The sequence below is a fragment of the Nocardioides sp. SRI_004 genome (assembly GCF_057586415.1).
This window is the reverse complement of record NZ_JBYCZV010000003.1, coordinates 352,668-371,658: the sequence shown is the minus strand read 5'-3', so window position 1 is coordinate 371,658 and position 18,991 is coordinate 352,668. Positions and strand designations below refer to the sequence as shown.

The following is an 18,991-nucleotide window of genomic DNA, read 5'->3' as shown; positions in this document are numbered from 1 at the left end:
GGATGCTGCATGTTCTTGTGCAACCGGCTCACCGGTCGGACTCAGCGCTGGACGGCGCCCACCCGCTCGGCGGCCGCGGCGACCGCGGCGTCGCGCGCAGCGCCCGTCTCGGCCTCGGTCAGCGTGCGGTCCGGGGCCCGGAACCGGAGGGCGAAGGCCAGCGACTTCCGGCCCTCACCGACCTGCTCACCCCGGTAGACGTCGAACAGGCGCACCGACTCCAGCAGCTCCCCCGCGCCCTCACGCAGCGCGGCCTCCACCGCGGCGACGGTGACGGCGTCGTCGACGACGAGGGCGACGTCCTCCTTCGCGAGCGGCATCGTTGAGAAGACCGGGCCGGGCACGACGTCGACCGCAGCGGCCATCAGGGCGTCGAGGTCGACCTCGACCGCGGCGCTGCGCGCGGGCAGGCCGAACGCCTTGCACACGCTCGGGTGCAGCTCGCCGGCGTGGCCGATCACGACCTCGTCGACGGAGATCACGGCACAGCGGCCGGGGTGCCACGGCATCCGGGCGGCGCTGCTGACCTCGATCGCGACGCCGAGCTCGTCGGCGAGGCGGCGGACCACGGCCAGCGCGTCGCTCCAGCCGGCCTCGACGCCGCCCCCCCACCAGCCGGAGCGCAGGCGCTCGCCGGCGAGGACGACGGCCAGGTGCAGCGGCTGCACGGGCAGGGCCTCGAGGAGCTTGCCGAGCTCGGCCTCGGAGGGCCGCGTGTGCACGCCGTAGATCGGCGCCGGGCCGTTGTCCGACGGGAACGCGACGGTGCCGGTCTCGAAGAGCCCGACGCCCGGGGCGCCGCGGCTGATGTTGCGACCGGCAGCCTCGAGCAGGCCGGGCAGCAGCGTCGTCGTGTACGACGGCTCCTCGCTCGACAGCGGATTGGCGAGCCCGACCGTGGTGCGCAGCGGGTCGTCCGCCGGCAGGCCCAGGCGGTCGAAGGTGGCCGGCCCCACGAACGGGAAGCTGACGACCTCGACACAGCCCGCACCGGCGAGCGTGCGGCCGATCCGGCGACGCAGGCGCTGCGGGCGGGTCAGGCCGCGCCCGGTCGCCCGGCGCGGGAGGACGCTCGGGACCTGGTCGTAGCCGACGATCCGGACGACCTCCTCGACGAGGTCGTAGGGGTCGTTGACGTCGGGGCGCCAGGTCGGCGGGACGACCTCCAGGGCACCCGACTCGTCCTCGGTGACGGCGGCGCCGATCGCGCGGAGGTTCTCGACGGTCGTCATCGCGGAGATGTCGATGCCGCTGAGCCGGGCCGGCAGGTCCGGCTCGATGGTGATGGTCGGGCGCCCGGGCGCCGTGCCGACCAGGGTGAACCCGGGCTCGGCGGTGGCGCCGCCGTGCTCGACCATCAGCTCGACCACGCGGTCGGCCGCGACCCCGGGCAGCAGCGGGTCGACGCCGCGCTCGTTGCGCTTGCCGGCCTCGGAGGTCAGCTTGTGGCGCTTGCCCGTGCGGAACATCGACACGGCGTCCCAGTGCGCGGCCTCGACGAGCACGCGGGTCGTCGTCTCCGACATCTCGGTGGTGGCACCACCCATCACGCCGGCGAGGCCGATCGGACCGGAGTCGTCGGTGATGACGAGGTCCTCGGGGCTGAGCTCGCGCACCACGTCGTCGAGCGTGGTGAGCTTCTCGCCCTCCCGGGCGCGGCGGACGCCCAGCGCCCCGGAGACCTTGTCGGCGTCGTACCCGTGGATCGGCTGGCCGAGCTCGAGCATGACGTAGTTGGTGATGTCGACGGCGAGCGAGATCGACCGCATGCCGGCCTGCTCGACGCGGCGTTTCATGAACTCCGGCGTCGGGCGGCTCGGGTCGAAGCCGCTGACCAGGCGCGCGGCGAAGACCGGGCAGCCGGCCGGGTCCTCGACGTCGACCTGCCACGCCTTGCCGTCGACCTCCGGCACGGGCCGGTCGGCGGGGTCGGCGAACGGGACGTCGAAGCCGAGCGCGGCCTCACGCGCGACGCCGCGCAGCGAGAGCGCGTAGGCGCGGTCGGGGTTGATCTCGAACTCGATCACCTCGTCGTCGAGGCCGAGCAGGGCGAACACGTCGTCACCGGGCTGGCCGGCGTCGGGCGGCAGCACGATGATGCCGTCGTGGTCGTCGCCGAGGCCGAGCTCGCGCGCGGAGCAGATCATGCCGGCCGAGAGGTGGCCGTAGGTCTTGCGCTCGGAGATCGCGAAGCCGCCCGGCAGCACGCCGCCGGGCAGCACGACGACCACGAGGTCGCCCGGCCCGAAGTTGTGGGCACCGCAGACGATGCCCTGCGGCTCGCCGGTGCCGTTGGCGTCACCGACGTCGACGGTGCACCAGTTGATGACCTTGCCGTTCTTCTGCGGCTCCTTGTCCTGCGTCAGGACGCGGCCGATCACCAGCGGACCGGTGATGTCGGCCGCCTCGATCGCCTCGAGCTTGAGCCCGAGCGCGGTCAGCCGGTCGGTGAGGACCTCCGTCGTGACGTCGGCCGGCAGGTCGACGAGCTCGCGGATCCACGAGACTGGGGCCTTCACAGTTCACTCCCGAATGCAGTCGTGAAGCGCACGTCGCCCTCGAAGAGGGTGCGCAGGTCCTCGAGGCCGTGCCGGAACATCAGGGTCCGGTCGATGCCCATGCCGAACGCGAAGCCGGAGTAGCGCGTCGAGTCGACGCCACAGGCCTGGAGGACGCGCGGGTTGACGATGCCGCAGCCACCCCACTCGATCCAGCCCTCGCCGCGACAGGTGCGGCACGGGTCGGAGCCGGCGTCGTTGAGCCCGGTGCCCCGGCAGACGAAGCAGACCAGGTCGACCTCGGCCGACGGCTCGGTGAACGGGAAGTACGACGGCCGGAAGCGCGTCGTGATGCCCTCGCCGAACATCTGGCTCGCGAAGTGGTCGAGCGTGCCCTTGAGGTGGGCCATCGAGATGCCCTCGTCGATGGCGAGGCCCTCGACCTGGTGGAACATCGGCGAGTGCGTGGCGTCGTACTCGTCGGTGCGGAAGACGCGACCGGGGCACACGACGTAGATCGGGGCCCCTTCGCTGACACCGCGGGTCAGCATGGTGCGCGCCTGGACCGGGCTGGTGTGCGTGCGCAGGACGAGGTGGTCGTCCGCGGGGTCGGTCCAGAAGGTGTCCTGCATGGTGCGGGCCGGGTGGTCCGGGCCGAGGTTGAGCGCGTCGAAGTTGAGCCACTCGGCCTCGATGACCGGACCCTCGGCGACCTCCCAGCCCATGGCGACGAAGATGTCCGCGATCAGCTCGGAGCCCGTGGTGAGCGGGTGGCGCGCACCGACCGGGTCGCGGTCCGTGGGCAGCGTGACGTCCACGGCCTCCTCGACGAGGATGCGCGCCTCGTTCTCGGCCTCGAGCTCGACCTGCCGGGCGGCGAGCGCCTGGTTGACGGCACCCCGGGCCTGGCCGACCCGCTGGCCGGCCTCCTTGCGGGCCTGCGGCGGCAGCGCGCCGATCTCGCGGTTGGCCAGCGCCAGCGGAGAGCGGTCGCCGGCGTGCTCGGTGCGCACCGCCTTGAGCTGCTCCAGGTCGGCGGCGGCGGCGATCGCGGCCAGTGCGGCGTCGCGCGCGGCCTCCACCTCGGCAGGGCTCACGGCGGCGACCTCCACGGGGTCGTAGTCAGTGTTAGGGCCAGACATCGTGCGGCAAGTCTAGGAAGCAGGGGCCCCTGCCCGCGAACCGGTATCGGCTGGCGTCCTCAGCCGGCGTCGTCAGCCGGGAACTGCTCGGCGATCGTGGTGACCCGGGCGACGTACGACGGCCACCCGGCGGCGTCGGGGAGGTTGGGGACGGCGGGGGTCAGCCCGGCGGCGCCGTCGATGCCCTCCCGGAGGATGTCGGCGTGCCCCGCGTGGCGGTGCAGGTCGGCCAGCACGTGCACCGCGACCTGGTGCAGGCTCGCCTCGGCACGGCCCTCCGGCCACCACGGCACCCGGCCCCTGGCGTCGAGTGGGAGCTCGTCGAAGGCCGCGTCGGTGAAGGCGGCGACCCGGCCGTAGAAGGCGACGAGCTCGGCCGTGGAGATCTCGGCGGGGACGGTCCAGTCGGCCTGCGGGTCGGTGTCGTAGGCGTCCTCGGGCACGACCGCCGGGTGGTCGCGCTCCGGGAAGGTCCGCCCGAAGGCGGGGCCGAAGTAGCCGATCTCGACGTTGGCGCAGTGCAGCACGATGCCGAGCAGGCTGGTGCCCGTCGGCGTGCGCGGCAACCGCACCGCCCGCTCCCCCAGCCCGTCGAGCTTCCAGAGGATGGCCTCGCGCGCGCGGGCCAGGTAGGTCCGCAGGTCGTCGGCGGGCTGCGGCAGGTCGGTCATGTCGTCATTGTGCCGATGCCGCACCAGCGGCGACCGGCCACGCGGTGGTGACCCGCGCGCCCCCGCCCGGCCGGTCGTCGACGGTGACGACCCCGCCGTGTGCCTTCACGAGCCCGCTGACGATGTAGAGGCCGAGGCCCGATCCGCCGCCACGGCTCGCGGTCCAGAACTTCGTGAACACCCGCTTCCGCAGCTCGACGGGGATGCCCTCGCCCTCGTCGGTGACGGTCACCGCGACGTACGACGGGTCGTCGGCCCACGGCGCGACCCGCACGCGCACGGTGCCCTCGCCGTGGCGCACGGCGTTCTCGACGAGGTTGGTCAGGACCTGCATCACCTTGTCGGGGTCGGCGTCGACCGGCGGGATGCCGTCGGCGATGTCGAGCTCGACGGGCGTGGACGTCGCCTGCGTGATCGAGTCGTGCACGCGCGTCACCTTGAGCGCGAGGTCGGTGGGGCGCCGGTGCAGCTGGAGCCTGCCGGTGTCGATCCGCGCGACGTCGAGGAGCTCGGCGATCAGCCGGCTGAGCCGGTCGGCGTCGGCGCTGGCGGTGGTGAGCATCAGCCGCTTCTGCTCGTCGCTGAGCTTGTCCCACCGCGCGAGGAGGGCGTTGACGAAGCCCTTCACCCCGGTGAGCGGGGAGCGGAGCTCGTGCGCGAGGGTCGCCACCAGGTCCGATCGGTCCCGGTCGAGCCGGGCCCGGCCCCGGCCCGATCGCAGCGAGATGGCCACGGCCTGCACCGGTCCGATGCGCACGTCGCGATGGAGGCGGGCGGTGACGAGGACCTCGGTGCCGTCGGGGAGCAGCCAGGCCTGCTCGGGCACGGCCTTGCGGGTCGGCAGCCCGTCGTACGGCGCATTGGCGGCGGTCCACGCCTGCGCATCGTGGTCGGTGAGGGCGAGCACCTCGTCCAACGGGCGGCCGACGGCCGACCCGGCCGGGCCGACGTCCAGCATCTCGGCCGCGACCGCGTTGATCGCGGTCACCCGGCCCTCGGCGTCGGCGACGACGACGCCGTCGGGCAGGAGGTCGAGGGGGTCCGTCACCCCGCCATCATGGCGCGGGCACTGGCATAGAGACAGACCGCCGCGGCCGTGGCGAGATTGAGGGACTCGGCACGGCCGAGGATCGGGATGCTCACGCGATGGTCGGCGAGGGCCGCGAGCTCGTCGGGCAGGCCCCACGCCTCGTTGCCGAAGAGCCACGCGGTGGGGCGGGCGAGGAGGTCGTCGGCCGCGAAGAGGTCGACCTCTCCCCCGCCGTCGGCGGCGAGGACGGTGAGGCCGGCGGCCTGCGCGGCGCGCACGGCGGCGGCCGGGTCGCGCTCGACGGCGATCGGCAGGTGGAAGGCGCTGCCGACCGAGGCCCGGATCGTCTTGGGGTTGTAGAGGTCGACGGCGTCGCCCGCGAGGACGACGCCCGCCGCACCTGCGGCGTCGGCGGTGCGGATCACGGTGCCGGCGTTGCCGGGGTCGCGCACGTCGGCGCAGAGGGCGACCAGGCGCCCGTCGAGCGCCTCGGGAAGCGCGACGTCGAGGAAGTCGCAGACCGCCACGAGGCCGGCGGGGCTCACGCTGTCGCTGAGACCGCCCATGGCGCGCTCGTCGACCAGCGTGACGGGGGTGTCGCCGAGCAGGGCGGCGTACTCGACGGCCGCGGCCGGGGTCGCGAAGACCTCCCGGACGCGACCGGGCTCGGCGAGGGCACCTTCGACAGCCTTGGGTCCGTCAGCAAGGAAACACCGCCGCCCGGAGCGTTCCGGGCGGCGGTGCAGCTTCCGTGCTTCCTTGACCCTGGCGTTGCCGGCGGTCAGGGGCGCGGTCATGTCAGGACGCGATCAGGCAGAGACCTTGGGCGCGTTGACGTCCTCGGGCAGCGCGGCCTTGGCCTGCGCCACGAGGGCCGAGAAGGCGGCCGGCTCGTTGACGGCGAGGTCGGCGAGGATCTTGCGGTCGACCTCGATGCCCGCCAGGTTCAGGCCCTGGATGAAGCGGTTGTAGGTCATGCCCTCCGCGCGGGCGGCCGCGTTGATCCGCTGGATCCACAGGCGGCGGAAGTTGCCCTTGTTCTTCTTGCGGTCGTTGTAGCTGTAGACCAGGGAGTGGGTGACCTGCTCCTTGGCCTTGCGGTACAGACGCGAGCGCTGGCCGCGGTAGCCGCTGGCCCGCTCGAGGGTGGTACGACGCTTCTTCTGAGCGTTCACTGCGCGCTTGACGCGTGCCATCTCTTACTCCTTGTTTCGGTGCTCTGGTGCGTGGAGCCGGTCAGAGACCGAGCATCTTCTTCGCGCGCGGGACGTCGTTCTTGGCGACCTCGACCGTGCCGGTGAGGCGACGGGTGACCTTGGAGGCCTTCTTCTCGAGGTTGTGGCGCTTGCCGGCCTTCTCGCGAAGGATCTTGCCGCTGCCGGTCACCTTGAACCGCTTGCTGGCCCCGGAGTGCGTCTTGTTCTTGGGCATCTGTGTGTCCGCTCTGTCTCGTCGTACTTCGTCTTACAGGTCGATGTCGGGGTCGAGTGCCTCGTTCGCCCGCTTGGCCTTCTTGGTGCTCGAGGGCTGGACCGCGGTGCGCTCGGCGTGCTCGGCGGCCTTCTCGGCGTCGCGCTCGGCAGCGGCCTCCACCTTGGCGGCCTTGACCTCGGCCTTGGCCTCGGCCTTCTTCTTGTGCGGGCCCAGCACCATGATCATGTTGCGGCCGTCCTGCTTGGGGTTGGACTCGATGAAGCCCAGCTCCTGGACGTCCTCGGCCAGCTTCTGCAGCAGCCGGTAGCCCAGCTCGGGGCGGTGCTGCTCGCGGCCGCGGAACATGATGGTGATCTTGACCTTGTCGCCGGCCTTGAGGAAGCGAACGACGTGACCCTTCTTGGTCTCGTAGTCGTGCGCGTCGATCTTCGGCCGGAGCTTCATCTCCTTGATGATGACGTTGGTCTGATTGCGTCGTGCCTCACGGGCCTTCTGGGCGTTCTCGTACTTGAACTTCCCGTAGTCCATGAGCTTGCAGACGGGCGGGCGGGCCATGGGCGCCACCTCCACCAGGTCCAGGTCGGCCTCCTGGGCAAGCTTGAGGGCCTGGTCGGTGGGGACGATGCCGACGGTCTCGCCGTTGGGTCCCACGAGCCGGACCTCGGGAACCCGGATCCGCTCGTTGATACGCAGCTCGGTGCTGATGTGTCCTCCAAACTCGTTCGGTCGGGAGTCCTTCAGCGCTACAAATGAGAAGAGGCTCCCGCTGGTGCAAGCGGAAGCCAGTCACGAGCCCCGTGGATCCCGGAAGTCGTGCGCCCGGGCGGGGCTCTCCATGGACCGGACCCGACGACCTGGCGGCCGCTGCGGGTGGGAGACGATGGTGCTGGTCCCCGCTTGTGGATCTGCCATCCCCACTCGCGCGGGCATGACGGATCGGTCAACGCCAGATGCTACCCGAGTTGTTCCCCGGCGGGCGAATCCGCGGCACCCTCGCCCTCGGCGTCCCCTGCCGCGCCCAGCCAGGCCCAGGCGCCGTCCTCGAGCCGCACCGGGTGCCAGCCCGCGGCCACCCGGTGGAGGTCGTCGTCGGCGAGCACGAAGCGGTGCGGGCCGGCCACGTCCACGACCAGCGCGTGCGCGCCCTCCTGGACCGCCGTCGCGGCGGCCAGGTGGGCCGCCACCGGCACCGGGCGCGCCGCCGGGTCCCAGGCGGCGAGCGCCGCGAGGTCGGAGAAGGCCAGCAGCGCCAGCCGGCCGTCGGCACCGGTCAGCAGCACGGCCGCCATGTCGCTCGACTTGTCCCGCGCCAACCCGTCGGGGCCGGTCTCGACCTCGCCCAGCAGGGCCACCACGGGCACCAGCAGGCGGGCGCCGGCGAGCATGCCGAGCACCTCCGGGTACGACGTGGTGCCGGCGTCGTACCCCTCGAGCGCGGCGGCGAGGGCGGCATCGGCCGAGCCGTCGTCATCGACGTAGGCGGATCCCTGGAGGCGCTTGGCGTCGGGACGTTCGCCGGCGTCGGGATTCCGCGGTTCGCTCACCGGCGGATTCTCGCATCCGTGGAAGCATGACGGTCGTGCACCACTCGTTCGTCGCCCGCAACCGCCTCTGGCGGAGACTGGGTGAGGCCGTCCAGGCCTGGCCCGAGCCCCTGTCCACCCCGGCCTTCGTCGTCGACCTCGACGCCTTCGACGCCAACGCCGCCGACCTCGTCCAGCGCGCGGGCGGGACCCCGATCCGGGTGGCCTCGAAGTCGCTGCGCGTGCCCGCGCTGGTCAGCCGGGCGCTCGCGACGCCGGGTTTCGCCGGCGTGCTCGCCTACACGCTGGCCGAGGCCCTGTGGCTCGTCGACAACGACGTGAGCGACGACGTGGTCGTCGCCTACCCGAGCGTCGACCGCGCCGCGCTGGCAGCGTTGGTCGCCTCGCCGAGGGCGGCGTCGCGGATCGCGATCATGGTCGACGACGTCGCGCACCTCGACGCCGTGGACGCGCTCAGGGCGTCCACCGCGGTGCCGGTGCGGGTTGCGATCGACATCGACGCCGGTCTGCGGTGGGGCGGCCAGCAGGTCGGTCCGCGCCGCTCGCCGCTCTTCGACGTCGGTTCCGTCACCGAGCTGGCCCGCCACGTCATCGACCGTCCGGGCTTCCACCTGGTCGGGGCGATGACCTACGAGGGCCAGGTCGCCGGCGTCCCCGACGACGTGCCGACCCAGCGGGCGAAGTCAGCAGTGGTCCGCAAGATCAAGGAGCTGTCGGTGCGGCAGCTCGAGTTCCGTCGTACGGCGATCGCGGAGGCGCTCGACGCGCTCGCCGGCCATGGCGACTTCACCGGGCTGGCCTTCTGGAACGCGGGCGGCTCCGGCTCGATCGAGTCCTCCGCCGCCGACCCGGTCGTGACCGAGGTGACGGCGGGCTCCGGACTCCTCGGCCCAACGCTCTTCGACCACTACCGGTCGTTCAGCCCGCGCCCGGCCGCCTTCTTCGGGCTGCCCGTCACCCGGCGTCCGGCGGCGGACGTGGCCACCGTGCACGGCGGCGGGCTGATCGCCTCCGGCCCGACCGGTGCCGACCGGGCGCCGACGCCGTGGGCGCCGGCCGGACTGCACCTGACCGGCCTCGAGGGCGCGGGCGAGGTCCAGACCCCGCTCGTCGGCACCAACGCCGGCATCCTCGCGATCGGCGACCTCGTGTGGTTCCGGCACGCGAAGTCGGGCGAGCCCTTCGAGCACGGCCGCACCGTGCTGCTCGCCCGGGGCGACCGGTTCGTCGAGGAGGTCCCGACCTACCGTGGGCACGGACTCGCCTTCTGAGTCCCGCGCGGCCACGGTGCTGGCGCGCGCGCTCGCCGCTCCCCCGACGCTCGGCACCGGGCGCCTGATCTGCATCGACGGGCTCGCCGGGTCCGGCAAGACCACCCTGGCACGCGAGCTCGCCGCGCTGGCGCCCGACGCGGTGGTCCTCGGGACCGACGAGATGCTCGAGGGCTGGCGCGGGCTGCCCGGGCTCGGCGCCTCGGTCGAGGCGCTGCTGCGGCCGCTCGCGGCGGACCGCCCCGGGACCTGGCGACGCTGGGACTGGTACGACGACCGGTGGGACGGGACGCGGACGGTGCACCCGGTCCCGTTGCTGGTGCTCGAGGGTGTCGGCTCCGCGGCGGCGGCGTACGACGACCTGGTGACGCTGCTCGTGTGGGTCGAGGCCGACCGGGAGACCCGGTTGGCGCGGTGGCTGGCGCGCGACGGCGAGGACCAGCGACCGCACTGGGCCGACTGGCTGGCCGACGAGGCCGCCCTGCACGAGCGGGACGACACGCGGTCGCGGGCCGACATCGTCATCAGGACCTAGGGAACCTCCCTAGGGTTGGGCACGTGATCAGGCCGACCGGCGAGCAGTACGTCATCGCGTCCCACGGCTACCGAGCCGTCGTCACCCAGACCGGCGTGCTGCGCCGGCTGCGTCACGACGGGCGCGAGCTCGTCGACGGGTTCGCCGAGGACGCGATGCCGGCCGCCGGTCGCGGCCAGCTGCTGGTGCCGTGGCCGAACCGGATCCGCGACGGCCGCTACGAGTTCGGCGGGACCACGCACCAGCTCGCGCTGACCGAGCCGAAGCGGGGCAACGCCTCCCACGGGCTGGTCCGCTGGGCGTCGTGGTCGGTGTTCCGGCACGACCCGGCCCTCGTCGAGCTGCGCTACTTCCTGCCGGCCCAGACCGGCTATCCGTGGGCGCTCGACCTGCGGACCACGTGGGAGGTCGGCGCCGAGGGACTGACCGTGACCCAGGCCGCCACCAACCGCTCGGACTCCGCGGCGCCGTACGCCTCGGGCGCGCACCCCTACCTGCTGGCGGGCCCGGGACCCTGCGACGGGTGGGAGCTGGAGCTCCCGGCGGCGACCTACCTGACCGTCGACGAGGAGCGGCTGCTGCCGACCGGGCGGGCCTCCTTCGAGGGGATCGTCGGCGATCCCCTGGGCAGCACGGTGCTCAACCACGCCGTGACCGACCTGCAGCGCGACGCCGACGGCGTCGCGTCGGTCCGGCTCCGGAACGGGACCGACGGCACCGGCACCGAGCTCTGGGTCGACGCGCACCACCGCTGGCTGCAGGTCTACACCGGCGACGACACCCCGACCCCGCGGGTGAGCGTCGCCGTGGAGCCGATGACCGCTCCCCCGGACGCCTTCAACTCCGGCGAGGACCTCGTCGTCCTCGACCCGGGGGCATCATTCTCCGCGTCGTGGGGCATCCGTTCGCTGTGACCGTGCGGTCGATAACGTTGGACCGCGATCAGCCGCACTGACGGGACGGGACGGACGACGATGGCGACGAGCGATGCCGGGGGCAGCGGTGTCCGCTGGTGGCGTCGTTCCCGGGACCTCGCCCAGCAGCAGGCCCGCGCCGCCCAGGCCGACGCGGCGCAGGCGATGTCCCACCTCGAGTCGCTCGAGGTCGACCTCAACGAGCTGAGCGAGATCGACGCCGCGGCGGCGGCCGCGCGGGCCGGGGCCGAGCGCATCGGCTTCACGACACCGCTCTCGCAGGAGTGGGACCGGATCTCGGTGGAGACCGGCATCCCGGCGCTGCAGTTCTACGAGCTCGACGCGGCGTACGACGCCCGGGTGGACCACGAGGAGGACGAGGCCCGCCGGATCGCGGCCGGGTTCGCCGCGGCTGCGGCGCGGCTGCGCGAGCTCCTGCCCGAGGTCGAGCGCTTCCGTGCGACGCACGCCGATGCGCTCGCGGCCGCCGCGGCCATCCGCGAGGACACCCCGGGGCTCATCGACCGGGCCGACACGACGCGGACCGAGGCCAGCCTCGCGCTGGCAGCAGCGTCCAACCAGGGCCTGCGCGACGGCTCCGCGAGTGACGCCCTGGTGCGGGCCTCCACCCTCATCGGCACGGCCCGCGCGGCTGCCGAGGAGCGCCGGTGGGTCGACGCCCACACCGCCGCGACCGGAGCGGTCGCCGCCGCCGACGAGGCGCGCAGCCTGGCGACCGACCTCCCTGATCGGGCCGAGCGGATCCGGACCGGTCACCTGTCGGTGCGCACCCGGCGCGACGCGATCCTCACCCAGCAGGCCCGGCTCCCCGAGGTGATGAGCCAGCTGCGCCGCCGCTACACCGTGGACGCCTGGCGCGACGTCGACGGCGCGCCCGAGCGGGTGGCGGCCGCCCTCAAGCAGGTGGAGGACGGCCTGGTCGAGCTCGACCGGCTGGTCGCGCAGCGCCCGCTGGACGTCCCGGCCGGGACGACTCTCCTCGCCACGGTCCGCACGGCCATCAACGACGCCAACGAGGACCTGCGGGCCGCGACCGACCGGCTGCAGCGCCTCGACTCGCTGGCCGACGACCCGCAGGTGCTGCTCGAGCGGCTGCGCCGCCGCCTGGTCGACGCGCGCCGGTTCGTCTCGGCGCTGCCCGGGTCGGATCCGCACCGCTACGGCCCGACCCTCGACGCCCTCGCCCGGCGCACCGAGCAGCTGCGTGAGAAGGTCGGCGCGATCCGGCCCGACTGGGGCGCCGTGATCGCCGAGGCGGACGCGGTCGAGGCCGGCCTGGACGCGATGATCAGGACGGCACGGGGGCACTGACCGCGGAGGTCACGTGGTCCAGGGCCATGTCTTCCCATCCTCGGTGGAGGACCGGGGCGTCCAGTGCGTGCGATGACAAGGCGCCAGCGCGCAGGCAGCCTGGACGTCTGTCAAGCGTTGGCAACGCTGCCAGCGTGCGTGCTGGGCGCTCCGGGGTCCACCGAGGATGGGGAGACATGGCCCAGTGCCCAGGCGAGGATCTCCTCGCCGGCCAGGATGCCCGTGGTCGTGGTGACCCGGACGTGGTCCGCTGCCCAGCCGGCGTCGTGCAGCTCGCCGTGCGCGGGCCGCAGCGCGTGGTGGGCGACCTCGAGCATGCCCGCGTCGAGCAGGCTGTCGCCGCTGGCCAGGGTCACCGTCGACGCGCCGTCCGGGAGCCGCCGGACCAGTCGCTCGACGGCGCTGCCCTTGCCGAGCCCCTCGGGGACGACGTAGACCTTGCGCCCCTGCACCGAGACCCTCCAGCCGCCCTGCTCCGCGAGCGTCTCCAGCTCGGCGACCCACGCCTCGGGGATGGCCTCGCGGCTGTGGGCGACCAGGTAGCAGAACAGGTCCTCGACGTCGCGGACCAGCTTGACCCACGGTTCGTCGGCGACCGCGGCGAGCACGGCGTTCATCTCCGCCAGCGGCGCCGACCGGGCGGCGAGCGCGAAGGACTCGTCGCGCCACTCCGGGTCGGGGAGGCCGTCGACCAGCAGCGTGCCGCCGTTGGTGGTGATGGCGTGGCGCGGGACCGCGGGCAGGCCGACGCGCTGGTACTGGGCGACGCTGCGGGTCGTCACGGGGACGACCACGTCGAGGCGCATGAGGTCGCCGAGCAGCGACCACGAGCGCTGCGTCATGCGTGAGAGGGGCGCGCCGTCGTACACCTCGACGACGCGGGCGTCGGCGGGCGCGTCCGGGCCGGCGGAGCCGGCGGAGTAGATCAGCGTGCGGTCGAGGTCGAACGCCACGAGGAAGGAACCGGACACGTCAGGCCACCTGGCGGATGAGGCCGATGCAGGAGTACGGCAGGTCGGGCGTTGGTACGACGGGCACGTCGCGGGCCTCCGCGAGCGCGATCACGTGCCGCAGGTCCGGCAGGCGGTCGGGGCGGACGAGGACCTGCCACGGCACGCGGCGCAGCAGGACCCGGGTCGTCTCCCCCACGCCCGGCTTGGCGAGGTTGATGTCGCTGATGCCGAACTCGCGCGCGATCGCCTCGACGGCCCGGTGGCCGGCCCAGGTGACGGCACGGTCGGCCGGCGGCACCTCGAGCCCGGCGTCGACGTCGGCGCGGACGGCGTCGAAGCGGGAGGCGATCGTGTCGACGAAGTGGTTGGACACGTCGTCCTCGGCCCACTCGGCGTAGAACTTCGCGCCGTGGAACATGCCCTCGCCGATCAGGTCGTCGCGGTAGACGGTGCGCGAGACCAGGCCGGAGACGGTCGAGTTGAGGCAGGCGGACGGGATCAGGAAGTCGTCGCGGGTGCCGTGGATCGCGGTGCAGCCACCCGGGTCGGCGAGCACGGCGAGCTCGCCGTCGAGGCCGGCGTGCTCCGGGTGCGCGGCGACCCAGTCGGTCACTGCCACGTCGAGCTCGCGCTGGATCGCGCCCTTGCCGGTCCAGCCGTCGACGAAGGCCACCGCGCCGGCCGGGTGGCGCTCGAGCACGTGGGCCAGCGCCACCTCGTCGATGCCTCGGCCGCGGATGATCGAGATCGTGTAGTGCGGGACGGCGATCCCGCGGGTGGCCTCGTAGTAGCGCCGCAGCAGGACGCCGATCGGCGTGCCGGCCCGCGCGAGCGAGACCAGCACCGGCTGGTGGCCGCGCGCTGCGTGCCGCTCCCACAGCAGCTCTCCCACGACACCGACGGCCGTGGCGACCCGGTCGGCGCTCAGCTCGAGCGCCTCGTGGAAGAGCTCGAGGTAGGCGGCGTCGGGCTGGAACTCGACCGGCAGCATCTCCGAGTAGTGGGTGCCGCCCTGGATGGCGGCCTCCCGGTGCTCGGTGCTGCGCTCGAGGTCGACCCCGGACAGGTCGGTCAGCAGCCAGGTGACGTCGGCGGCGGGATAGGAGCCGAACAGGGCGGCGGCAGTGGCGGTCATCGGGGTCCTCCGGTGACGGTGACGACGTGCACGACGTCGGCGAACGGGCGCAACGCCTCGGCCAGCGGAGCCGCCGCGTCGGCCGGCGTGTCCACGACCACGACGACGTGGTCGTGGCTCAGGTCCGACCAGGCGGCGCCGTCGGGGACGGCGGCCGAGGGGTCCACGACGTTGTGGAGGCGGGCCGGTCGACCGGGCTCGGTCGGCGCGGCGAACTCGAGGGTGCGGCGCACGGCGTAGCCGGGCTGGTCGGCGGCATGCACCGGCGACCGCGTCGTCGACTGCGTGACCACGTCGAGCGCCGGGTGCTGGTCGGCGAGGTGGGCCGCGACCAGGGTCGGCAGGAACATCAGCTCCTCCGTCCCGACCACGAGCACCCGGCCCGACAGCTCCGGGCCCAGCCACCGGGCGACCCCCGCAGCGGCGTCGTCGAGGCGCGCGGTCTCCCCCGCGGTGAGGCCGTTGCGAGCACCCGTCGGCTGGTCCGCGGGCCACCTGTCGTCGTACACGTGGACGGGGGCGGGGGCACCCGCCGGCGACGGCGCGCCGGGGGCCAGCTCGGCACGGGCACGCGCCGCGCGGTCCAGCACGTCGTCCGGTACGTCGACCGCGATCGCCGCGAGCGACGCGACCCGCACGTCGACCCCGATCTCCGCGGCGCGCTGGTCGAAGGCCTCCCGCTGGGCGGGGGTCCGGGCGTCGATCAGCGCGGCGACGACATAGGCCGGGCGCGGGAAGCGGGCGTGGAGTGCCTCGATGGTGTTCAGCGCCGTGCGGCCGGTCGTCAGCTCGTCGTCGACGAGGACGAGCGGACCGGCCCCCGCGAGCCGGACGGAGGGCCCGGGCTGCAGGTGGTGCGCCACCGCATGGGAGTGCTCCTCCTCGAAGCTCACGGCCACGGGCAGGTCGGCCACCGGCTCGCGGGTCGAGTGGAGGTAGGACATGCCCAGCCGCTGCGCGACCGCGTGGCCCAGTCCGGTCGCGGTCTCGCAGTAGCCGATCACCAGCGCGTCGTCGACGTCGCCCGCCGGCCCCTGCGCGGCGAGCTCTGCCGCCACCAGGTCCGCGAGCCGGTGGCCGCCGTCGAGCACGGTCGCGCCCGGCACCGGGATGTGCTTGCCGAGGATGCGGGAGACGATCAGGTGCGCGCGTCGCGGGTTGTCGCGCAGCGCCAGCCCGGCGAGGTCGTCGAACGCGACCGCTCCGCCGGACCGGATGTCCAGTCCCAGGAGCGCGCGGACGTCCGCCGACGGCGACGCCGGCCGGGTCAGCGTCACGAGACCACCCGGACGGGCGCGTCGCCGAGGTTGAACTCGTCGGCGGTGACCCGCTGGCCGATCGCGAGCAGGTCGACGAGGGAGGCGTCGTCGGCGAGCACGCCGTAGACGGCGGCCCGGGCGAGCATCTGGTCCGCCCAGCGCCCGTGCGGCCCGACCTCGTTCATCCGGCCGTGGCGCGAGGCCGCCACCCCGCCACGCTCCCGCAGCTGGTCAATCGCCACCGCGTCGTCGTACTCGTCGACGTGGACGGCGAGCAGGCTGTTGACCACCGAGATGTGCGAGGGGTGGATGACGGTCTTGCCGTACATGCCGTTGGTCTTGTCGAGGTTGATCTCGCGCATCAGGCCGTCGACGTCGTTGTTGATCAGCTGGCGCCGCAGCGACGTCGCGTGGTGCTCCGCGAAGGGGGTCGTGCGCAGCTGGGGCTTGAGGAAGCGCGGGCCCGGGATGTGCTCCCAGACGGGGCCGGTCACGACGTGGTCGCCGTTGCGGGTGAACTGGTTGAGGATGTCGGAGAGCGCGTCGCGCACGACGGCGACGTCCCAGATCGTCGTGTCCCGGTCACGCCGGAGGCCGAAGATCCCCGACAGGTCGGTCCCACCGACCCGCACGCACAGGACGTGCTCGTCGTACGCCGCGAACAGCTCGGCGAGCTGGGCCAAGGCCGGTCGCCGCGACTCGACGTAGGCGATCTCCGGGCTCTCGAGGATCGGCATCGCGTACATCGGCCGGTGCAGCCCGGCGGAGACCTCGCGGGTCGCCGCAAGCATCGGCTCGACCCGGTCGACGGCCGACTTGGCGAGGCTGAACCCGGTCAGCCCGGTCAGCGCACCGCCGGCGGCCGCGGCGACCCGACGGATCTGGTCGGCGTCGCGGACCCGGACGAAGACCAGCGGCATCCGCGAGCGGCGGTGGGCCGGCATGGACCGGATCGACTCCAGCGCCTCGACCACGCCGCGCTCGGCACGCTCGACGGCATCGTGCTCGATGGCGTCCTCGAGGCACCACACGACCGAGGTGGCACCCACCGAGGCGACGCGCAGCGAGTCACCGACCAGGTCGGGCCGCGTCCCGGGCATGTACAGCGTCGCGCCGAGCGCGAGCGCGATGCGCTGCCGGTCGCTGTCGGGAGTGACGTCCTCGGGTGCCACCTCGAACAGACGATCCCGAACGTCGTCTGCGAGGTAAGCGAAGTGCTTCACCCCTCCGGCCGCTTCACTTGCGGGCGGCCGTCCAGTTCATGCCCCAGCCGTAGGCCTCGTCGACATTGCGCTGGGTGCCCGAGATGTAGCGGACCTCGCGGTCGATGCGCAGGTCGCCCCCCGTGTTGGTGAGCATCGCGATCGCACAGAAGCGCTTGTCGTTGGCGGCCTCGTCCAGACGGATCTCGATCGGGGCGGCGCCGACGGGGTACATGGTGACCACGCCGTCCGCGGCCGCCCAGTTCGGCACGCCCTCGTAGATGTAGGCGAACACCAGGACCCGGCGGATCTGGGCGAGGCGGTCAAGGTTGACGATGAGGTTCTCGCCGCCCGTGGCGGTGCCCGAGCGGTCGTCACCGTCGAGGAAGACGTACGGCGGCCGGTCGAGCGCACCGAACGCGTTGCCGAGGGCCTGGACGACACCCTTGTCGCCGTCCATGGTCTCCCACAGGCAGCCGAGGTCGAGGTCGACGCTGCCGCCGCCACCCATCGCCCGCTTGAGGAAGCCGCCGGCGGGCTTGCCGCCCTGCGACCAGTTGAGGTTGATGCGGAGCTGGCCGCTGGCGCCGCCGCCACCCTTGGTCAGGGACACGGTCGGGCTCGACTTGGTCAGCGACACCTTCGAGAGGTTCACGCCACCACCGGCGGGCGCGCCCGGGGGCGGCGGCGGAGGGGGCGGAGGAGTCGCCGAGGCGGGCGCCGGCGGAGGCGGCGGCGGGGGTGCCGAGGCGGGCGTCGGCTTGGGCCTCTTGACGTAGTCGACCATCGTGCTGCTCCTGGGGTACGGGGGGGTGGTGCCTCGGCGCGCCGGTCCGGTTCTCCCGGACCGGCACGCCGTCGAAGGGTGTGTCAGACGTTGACGCCGAAGTCCTGCGCGATGCCGCGCAGACCCGACGCGTAGCCCTGGCCGACCGCGCGGAACTTCCACTCGGCGCCGTTGCGGTAGAGCTCGCCGAAGACCATGGCGGTCTCGGTCGAGGCGTCCTCGCTGAGGTCGTAGCGGGCGATCTCGGCGCCGCCGGCCTGGTTCATCACGCGGATGTAGGCGTTGCGCACCATGCCGAAGTTCTGGCCGCGGGCGTCAGCGTCGTAGATCGACACGGGGAAGACGATCTTGTCGACGTCCGGCGGGACGACCCCGAGGTTGACCTTGAGGAGCTCGTCGTCGCCGTCGCCCTCACCGGTGGTGTTGTCACCGGTGTGCTCGAGCGAGCCGTCGGGGCTCTTCAGGTTGTTGAAGAAGATGAAGTGCGAGTCGGAGAGGGCCTTGCCGTCCGCCTTGAGCATGATGGCGGACGCGTCGAGGTCGAACTCGCCACCGGAGAACGAGTTCGCGTCCCAACCGAGGCCCACGTCGACGGCCGAGAGGCCCGGGGCCTCCTTGGTGAGGGAGACATTGCCACCCTTGGTGAGGGAAACAGCCATTGGTGCTTGGTCCTTTTCGCAGCAGGGATCGGGGTAGGTCTGACTCTAGACAACGGCACAACTGCCCACCATCGAACGCACCAAACAGTCGAAGAACCAACGAACGGCGAACGGGACGTGGTCGTGGGGCGAACGCTGCGACGGTCCGCGCGGCCCGATCCGGCCTCAGGCCGTGGTGTGTGCCGCGACCACCGCGCGCAGCTCGCGGATCGCGTCCGCCGCGCGCTGACCGTCGGACGCGTGGATCCCGAGCAGCGAGACCCGCTCGTCCTCACCCATGTCGAGGTGCGGCCACGGCGCCCCCTGGGGCATCCGGACGCGTCCGACCTCGCTCCACGCCAGCTCCCGCTTGCGGTAGCCGTTGACGATCGTCAGGCCGTCCTCGCGCGCCACGACCCGGGAACGGGCCAGTCCGTTCAGCAGTGCCAGGCCGAGCAGGACCAGGCCGATCACCGTGCCCCGCTCGTAGACGTTGACCGACGCCCGGGTGTCGTCGTCGAAGTTGACCCACAGCCACGCGAAGGCGCCGACGAGCACGACGCCGAAGACGACCGCCGCCATCCGCGGCCCGAAGGGTCGCCAGGTGTGCGGCAGTGCAGGGGGTACGACGGGCTGCTGGCTCATC

General features: G+C 73.1%; 20 protein-coding genes. 4 read left to right on the top strand and 16 right to left on the bottom strand.

Annotated features, from left to right (window positions below; all coding sequences use genetic code 11):
* Nucleotides 1-41: 41 nt before the first annotated feature.
* From pheT to AC2YHB_RS05750, 9 genes are all read right to left on the bottom strand, one after another.
* Nucleotides 42-2,519 carry a phenylalanine--tRNA ligase subunit beta gene (gene pheT, locus AC2YHB_RS05790; RefSeq protein ID WP_487353647.1) on the bottom strand — a complete coding sequence of 826 codons (2,478 nt, stop codon included), beginning with the start codon at nucleotides 2,517-2,519 and terminating at the stop codon, nucleotides 42-44.
* Nucleotides 2,516-3,640 (bottom strand): phenylalanine--tRNA ligase subunit alpha, encoded by a 1,125-nt coding sequence (pheS, locus tag AC2YHB_RS05785; protein WP_036542855.1) that lies wholly within the window; start codon nucleotides 3,638-3,640, stop codon nucleotides 2,516-2,518. The genes pheT and pheS overlap by 4 nt, the downstream gene beginning before the upstream one ends.
* Nucleotides 3,641-3,699: 59 nt before the next feature.
* Nucleotides 3,700-4,311, bottom strand: coding sequence for a DinB family protein (locus AC2YHB_RS05780; RefSeq protein WP_487353646.1), 612 nt, complete (start codon nucleotides 4,309-4,311; stop codon nucleotides 3,700-3,702).
* Nucleotides 4,312-4,315: 4 nt separating this feature from the next.
* A complete protein-coding gene (locus AC2YHB_RS05775) occupies nucleotides 4,316-5,359 on the bottom strand; it encodes a sensor histidine kinase (RefSeq protein ID WP_308645663.1) in 1,044 nt (347 codons plus the stop codon).
* A complete protein-coding gene (locus AC2YHB_RS05770; protein WP_051931851.1) occupies nucleotides 5,356-6,138 on the bottom strand; it encodes a TrmH family RNA methyltransferase in 783 nt (260 codons plus the stop codon). Before AC2YHB_RS05770 ends, AC2YHB_RS05775 begins: the two co-directional genes overlap by 4 nt.
* A 12-nt stretch (nucleotides 6,139-6,150) precedes the next feature.
* Nucleotides 6,151-6,537 carry a 50S ribosomal protein L20 gene (gene rplT, locus AC2YHB_RS05765; RefSeq protein ID WP_036542847.1) on the bottom strand — a complete coding sequence of 129 codons (387 nt, stop codon included), beginning with the start codon at nucleotides 6,535-6,537 and terminating at the stop codon, nucleotides 6,151-6,153.
* 40 nt (nucleotides 6,538-6,577) lie between these two features.
* Nucleotides 6,578-6,772: a 50S ribosomal protein L35 gene (rpmI, locus tag AC2YHB_RS05760; RefSeq protein ID WP_028654205.1), complete on the bottom strand. Its 195-nt coding sequence runs from the start codon at nucleotides 6,770-6,772 to the stop codon at nucleotides 6,578-6,580.
* A 33-nt stretch (nucleotides 6,773-6,805) separates the two neighbouring features.
* Nucleotides 6,806-7,426, bottom strand: a complete 621-nt coding sequence (gene infC, locus AC2YHB_RS05755) for a translation initiation factor IF-3 (RefSeq protein WP_373366957.1) — start codon at nucleotides 7,424-7,426, stop codon at nucleotides 6,806-6,808.
* Nucleotides 7,427-7,728: 302 nt separating this feature from the next.
* Nucleotides 7,729-8,319 (bottom strand): SseB family protein, encoded by a 591-nt coding sequence (locus tag AC2YHB_RS05750; protein ID WP_487353645.1) that lies wholly within the window; start codon nucleotides 8,317-8,319, stop codon nucleotides 7,729-7,731.
* A 26-nt stretch (nucleotides 8,320-8,345) separates the two neighbouring features.
* Between AC2YHB_RS05750 and AC2YHB_RS05745 the strand changes: the two genes are divergently transcribed.
* Genes AC2YHB_RS05745 through AC2YHB_RS05730 form a run of 4 tightly spaced genes read left to right on the top strand, consistent with a single transcriptional unit; the run spans nucleotide 8,346 to nucleotide 12,371 of the window.
* Complete coding sequence (locus tag AC2YHB_RS05745) at nucleotides 8,346-9,590, top strand: alanine racemase (protein WP_487353644.1); 1,245 nt, start codon at nucleotides 8,346-8,348, stop codon at nucleotides 9,588-9,590.
* A complete protein-coding gene (locus AC2YHB_RS05740) occupies nucleotides 9,568-10,125 on the top strand; it encodes a uridine kinase family protein (RefSeq protein WP_487353643.1) in 558 nt (185 codons plus the stop codon). Before AC2YHB_RS05745 ends, AC2YHB_RS05740 begins: the two co-directional genes overlap by 23 nt.
* A 23-nt stretch (nucleotides 10,126-10,148) precedes the next feature.
* A complete protein-coding gene (locus AC2YHB_RS05735; protein ID WP_487353642.1) occupies nucleotides 10,149-11,039 on the top strand; it encodes an aldose 1-epimerase family protein in 891 nt (296 codons plus the stop codon).
* A gap of 60 nt (nucleotides 11,040-11,099) precedes the next feature.
* A complete protein-coding gene (locus tag AC2YHB_RS05730; protein ID WP_487353641.1) occupies nucleotides 11,100-12,371 on the top strand; it encodes a hypothetical protein in 1,272 nt (423 codons plus the stop codon).
* Between the two features lie 110 nt (nucleotides 12,372-12,481).
* Here AC2YHB_RS05730 and AC2YHB_RS05725 read toward each other — a convergent pair whose 3' ends face one another.
* From AC2YHB_RS05725 to AC2YHB_RS05695, 7 genes are all read right to left on the bottom strand, one after another.
* On the bottom strand, nucleotides 12,482-13,342 hold the full coding sequence (locus AC2YHB_RS05725) for a hypothetical protein (protein ID WP_487353640.1): 861 nt from the start codon (nucleotides 13,340-13,342) through the stop codon (nucleotides 12,482-12,484).
* A gap of 1 nt (nucleotide 13,343) precedes the next feature.
* Nucleotides 13,344-14,459: a cysteine protease StiP family protein gene (locus tag AC2YHB_RS05720; protein ID WP_487353639.1), complete on the bottom strand. Its 1,116-nt coding sequence runs from the start codon at nucleotides 14,457-14,459 to the stop codon at nucleotides 13,344-13,346.
* Complete coding sequence (locus AC2YHB_RS05715) at nucleotides 14,456-15,736, bottom strand: phosphoribosyltransferase domain-containing protein (protein WP_487353638.1); 1,281 nt, start codon at nucleotides 15,734-15,736, stop codon at nucleotides 14,456-14,458. Before AC2YHB_RS05715 ends, AC2YHB_RS05720 begins: the two co-directional genes overlap by 4 nt.
* Nucleotides 15,733-16,890: an HpcH/HpaI aldolase/citrate lyase family protein gene (locus AC2YHB_RS05710; protein ID WP_179651091.1), complete on the bottom strand. Its 1,158-nt coding sequence runs from the start codon at nucleotides 16,888-16,890 to the stop codon at nucleotides 15,733-15,735. Before AC2YHB_RS05710 ends, AC2YHB_RS05715 begins: the two co-directional genes overlap by 4 nt.
* A gap of 64 nt (nucleotides 16,891-16,954) precedes the next feature.
* Nucleotides 16,955-17,575, bottom strand: a complete 621-nt coding sequence (locus tag AC2YHB_RS05705) for a TerD family protein (RefSeq protein WP_036542830.1) — start codon at nucleotides 17,573-17,575, stop codon at nucleotides 16,955-16,957.
* A gap of 215 nt (nucleotides 17,576-17,790) precedes the next feature.
* On the bottom strand, nucleotides 17,791-18,366 hold the full coding sequence (locus tag AC2YHB_RS05700) for a TerD family protein (RefSeq protein WP_036542827.1): 576 nt from the start codon (nucleotides 18,364-18,366) through the stop codon (nucleotides 17,791-17,793).
* Between the two features lie 165 nt (nucleotides 18,367-18,531).
* A complete protein-coding gene (locus AC2YHB_RS05695; protein ID WP_036542825.1) occupies nucleotides 18,532-18,990 on the bottom strand; it encodes a PH domain-containing protein in 459 nt (152 codons plus the stop codon).
* Nucleotide 18,991: the final 1 nt, after the last annotated feature.

What these genes read in the sequence shown, in the direction of transcription:
- AC2YHB_RS05720 (WP_487353639.1), bottom strand. Translation starts at nt 14,459, where the DNA reads ATGACCGCCACTGCCGCCGCCCTGTTCGGCTCCTATCCCGCCGCCGAC.
- AC2YHB_RS05770 (WP_051931851.1), bottom strand. Translation starts at nt 6,138, where the DNA reads ATGACCGCGCCCCTGACCGCCGGCAACGCCAGGGTCAAGGAAGCACGG.
- AC2YHB_RS05730 (WP_487353641.1), top strand. Translation starts at nt 11,100, where the DNA reads ATGGCGACGAGCGATGCCGGGGGCAGCGGTGTCCGCTGGTGGCGTCGT.
- rplT (WP_036542847.1), bottom strand. Translation starts at nt 6,537, where the DNA reads ATGGCACGCGTCAAGCGCGCAGTGAACGCTCAGAAGAAGCGTCGTACC.
- AC2YHB_RS05700 (WP_036542827.1), bottom strand. Translation starts at nt 18,366, where the DNA reads ATGGCTGTTTCCCTCACCAAGGGTGGCAATGTCTCCCTCACCAAGGAG.
- rpmI (WP_028654205.1), bottom strand. Translation starts at nt 6,772, where the DNA reads ATGCCCAAGAACAAGACGCACTCCGGGGCCAGCAAGCGGTTCAAGGTG.
- AC2YHB_RS05745 (WP_487353644.1), top strand. Translation starts at nt 8,346, where the DNA reads ATGACGGTCGTGCACCACTCGTTCGTCGCCCGCAACCGCCTCTGGCGG.
- AC2YHB_RS05695 (WP_036542825.1), bottom strand. Translation starts at nt 18,990, where the DNA reads ATGAGCCAGCAGCCCGTCGTACCCCCTGCACTGCCGCACACCTGGCGA.
- pheS (WP_036542855.1), bottom strand. Translation starts at nt 3,640, where the DNA reads ATGTCTGGCCCTAACACTGACTACGACCCCGTGGAGGTCGCCGCCGTG.
- AC2YHB_RS05780 (WP_487353646.1), bottom strand. Translation starts at nt 4,311, where the DNA reads ATGACCGACCTGCCGCAGCCCGCCGACGACCTGCGGACCTACCTGGCC.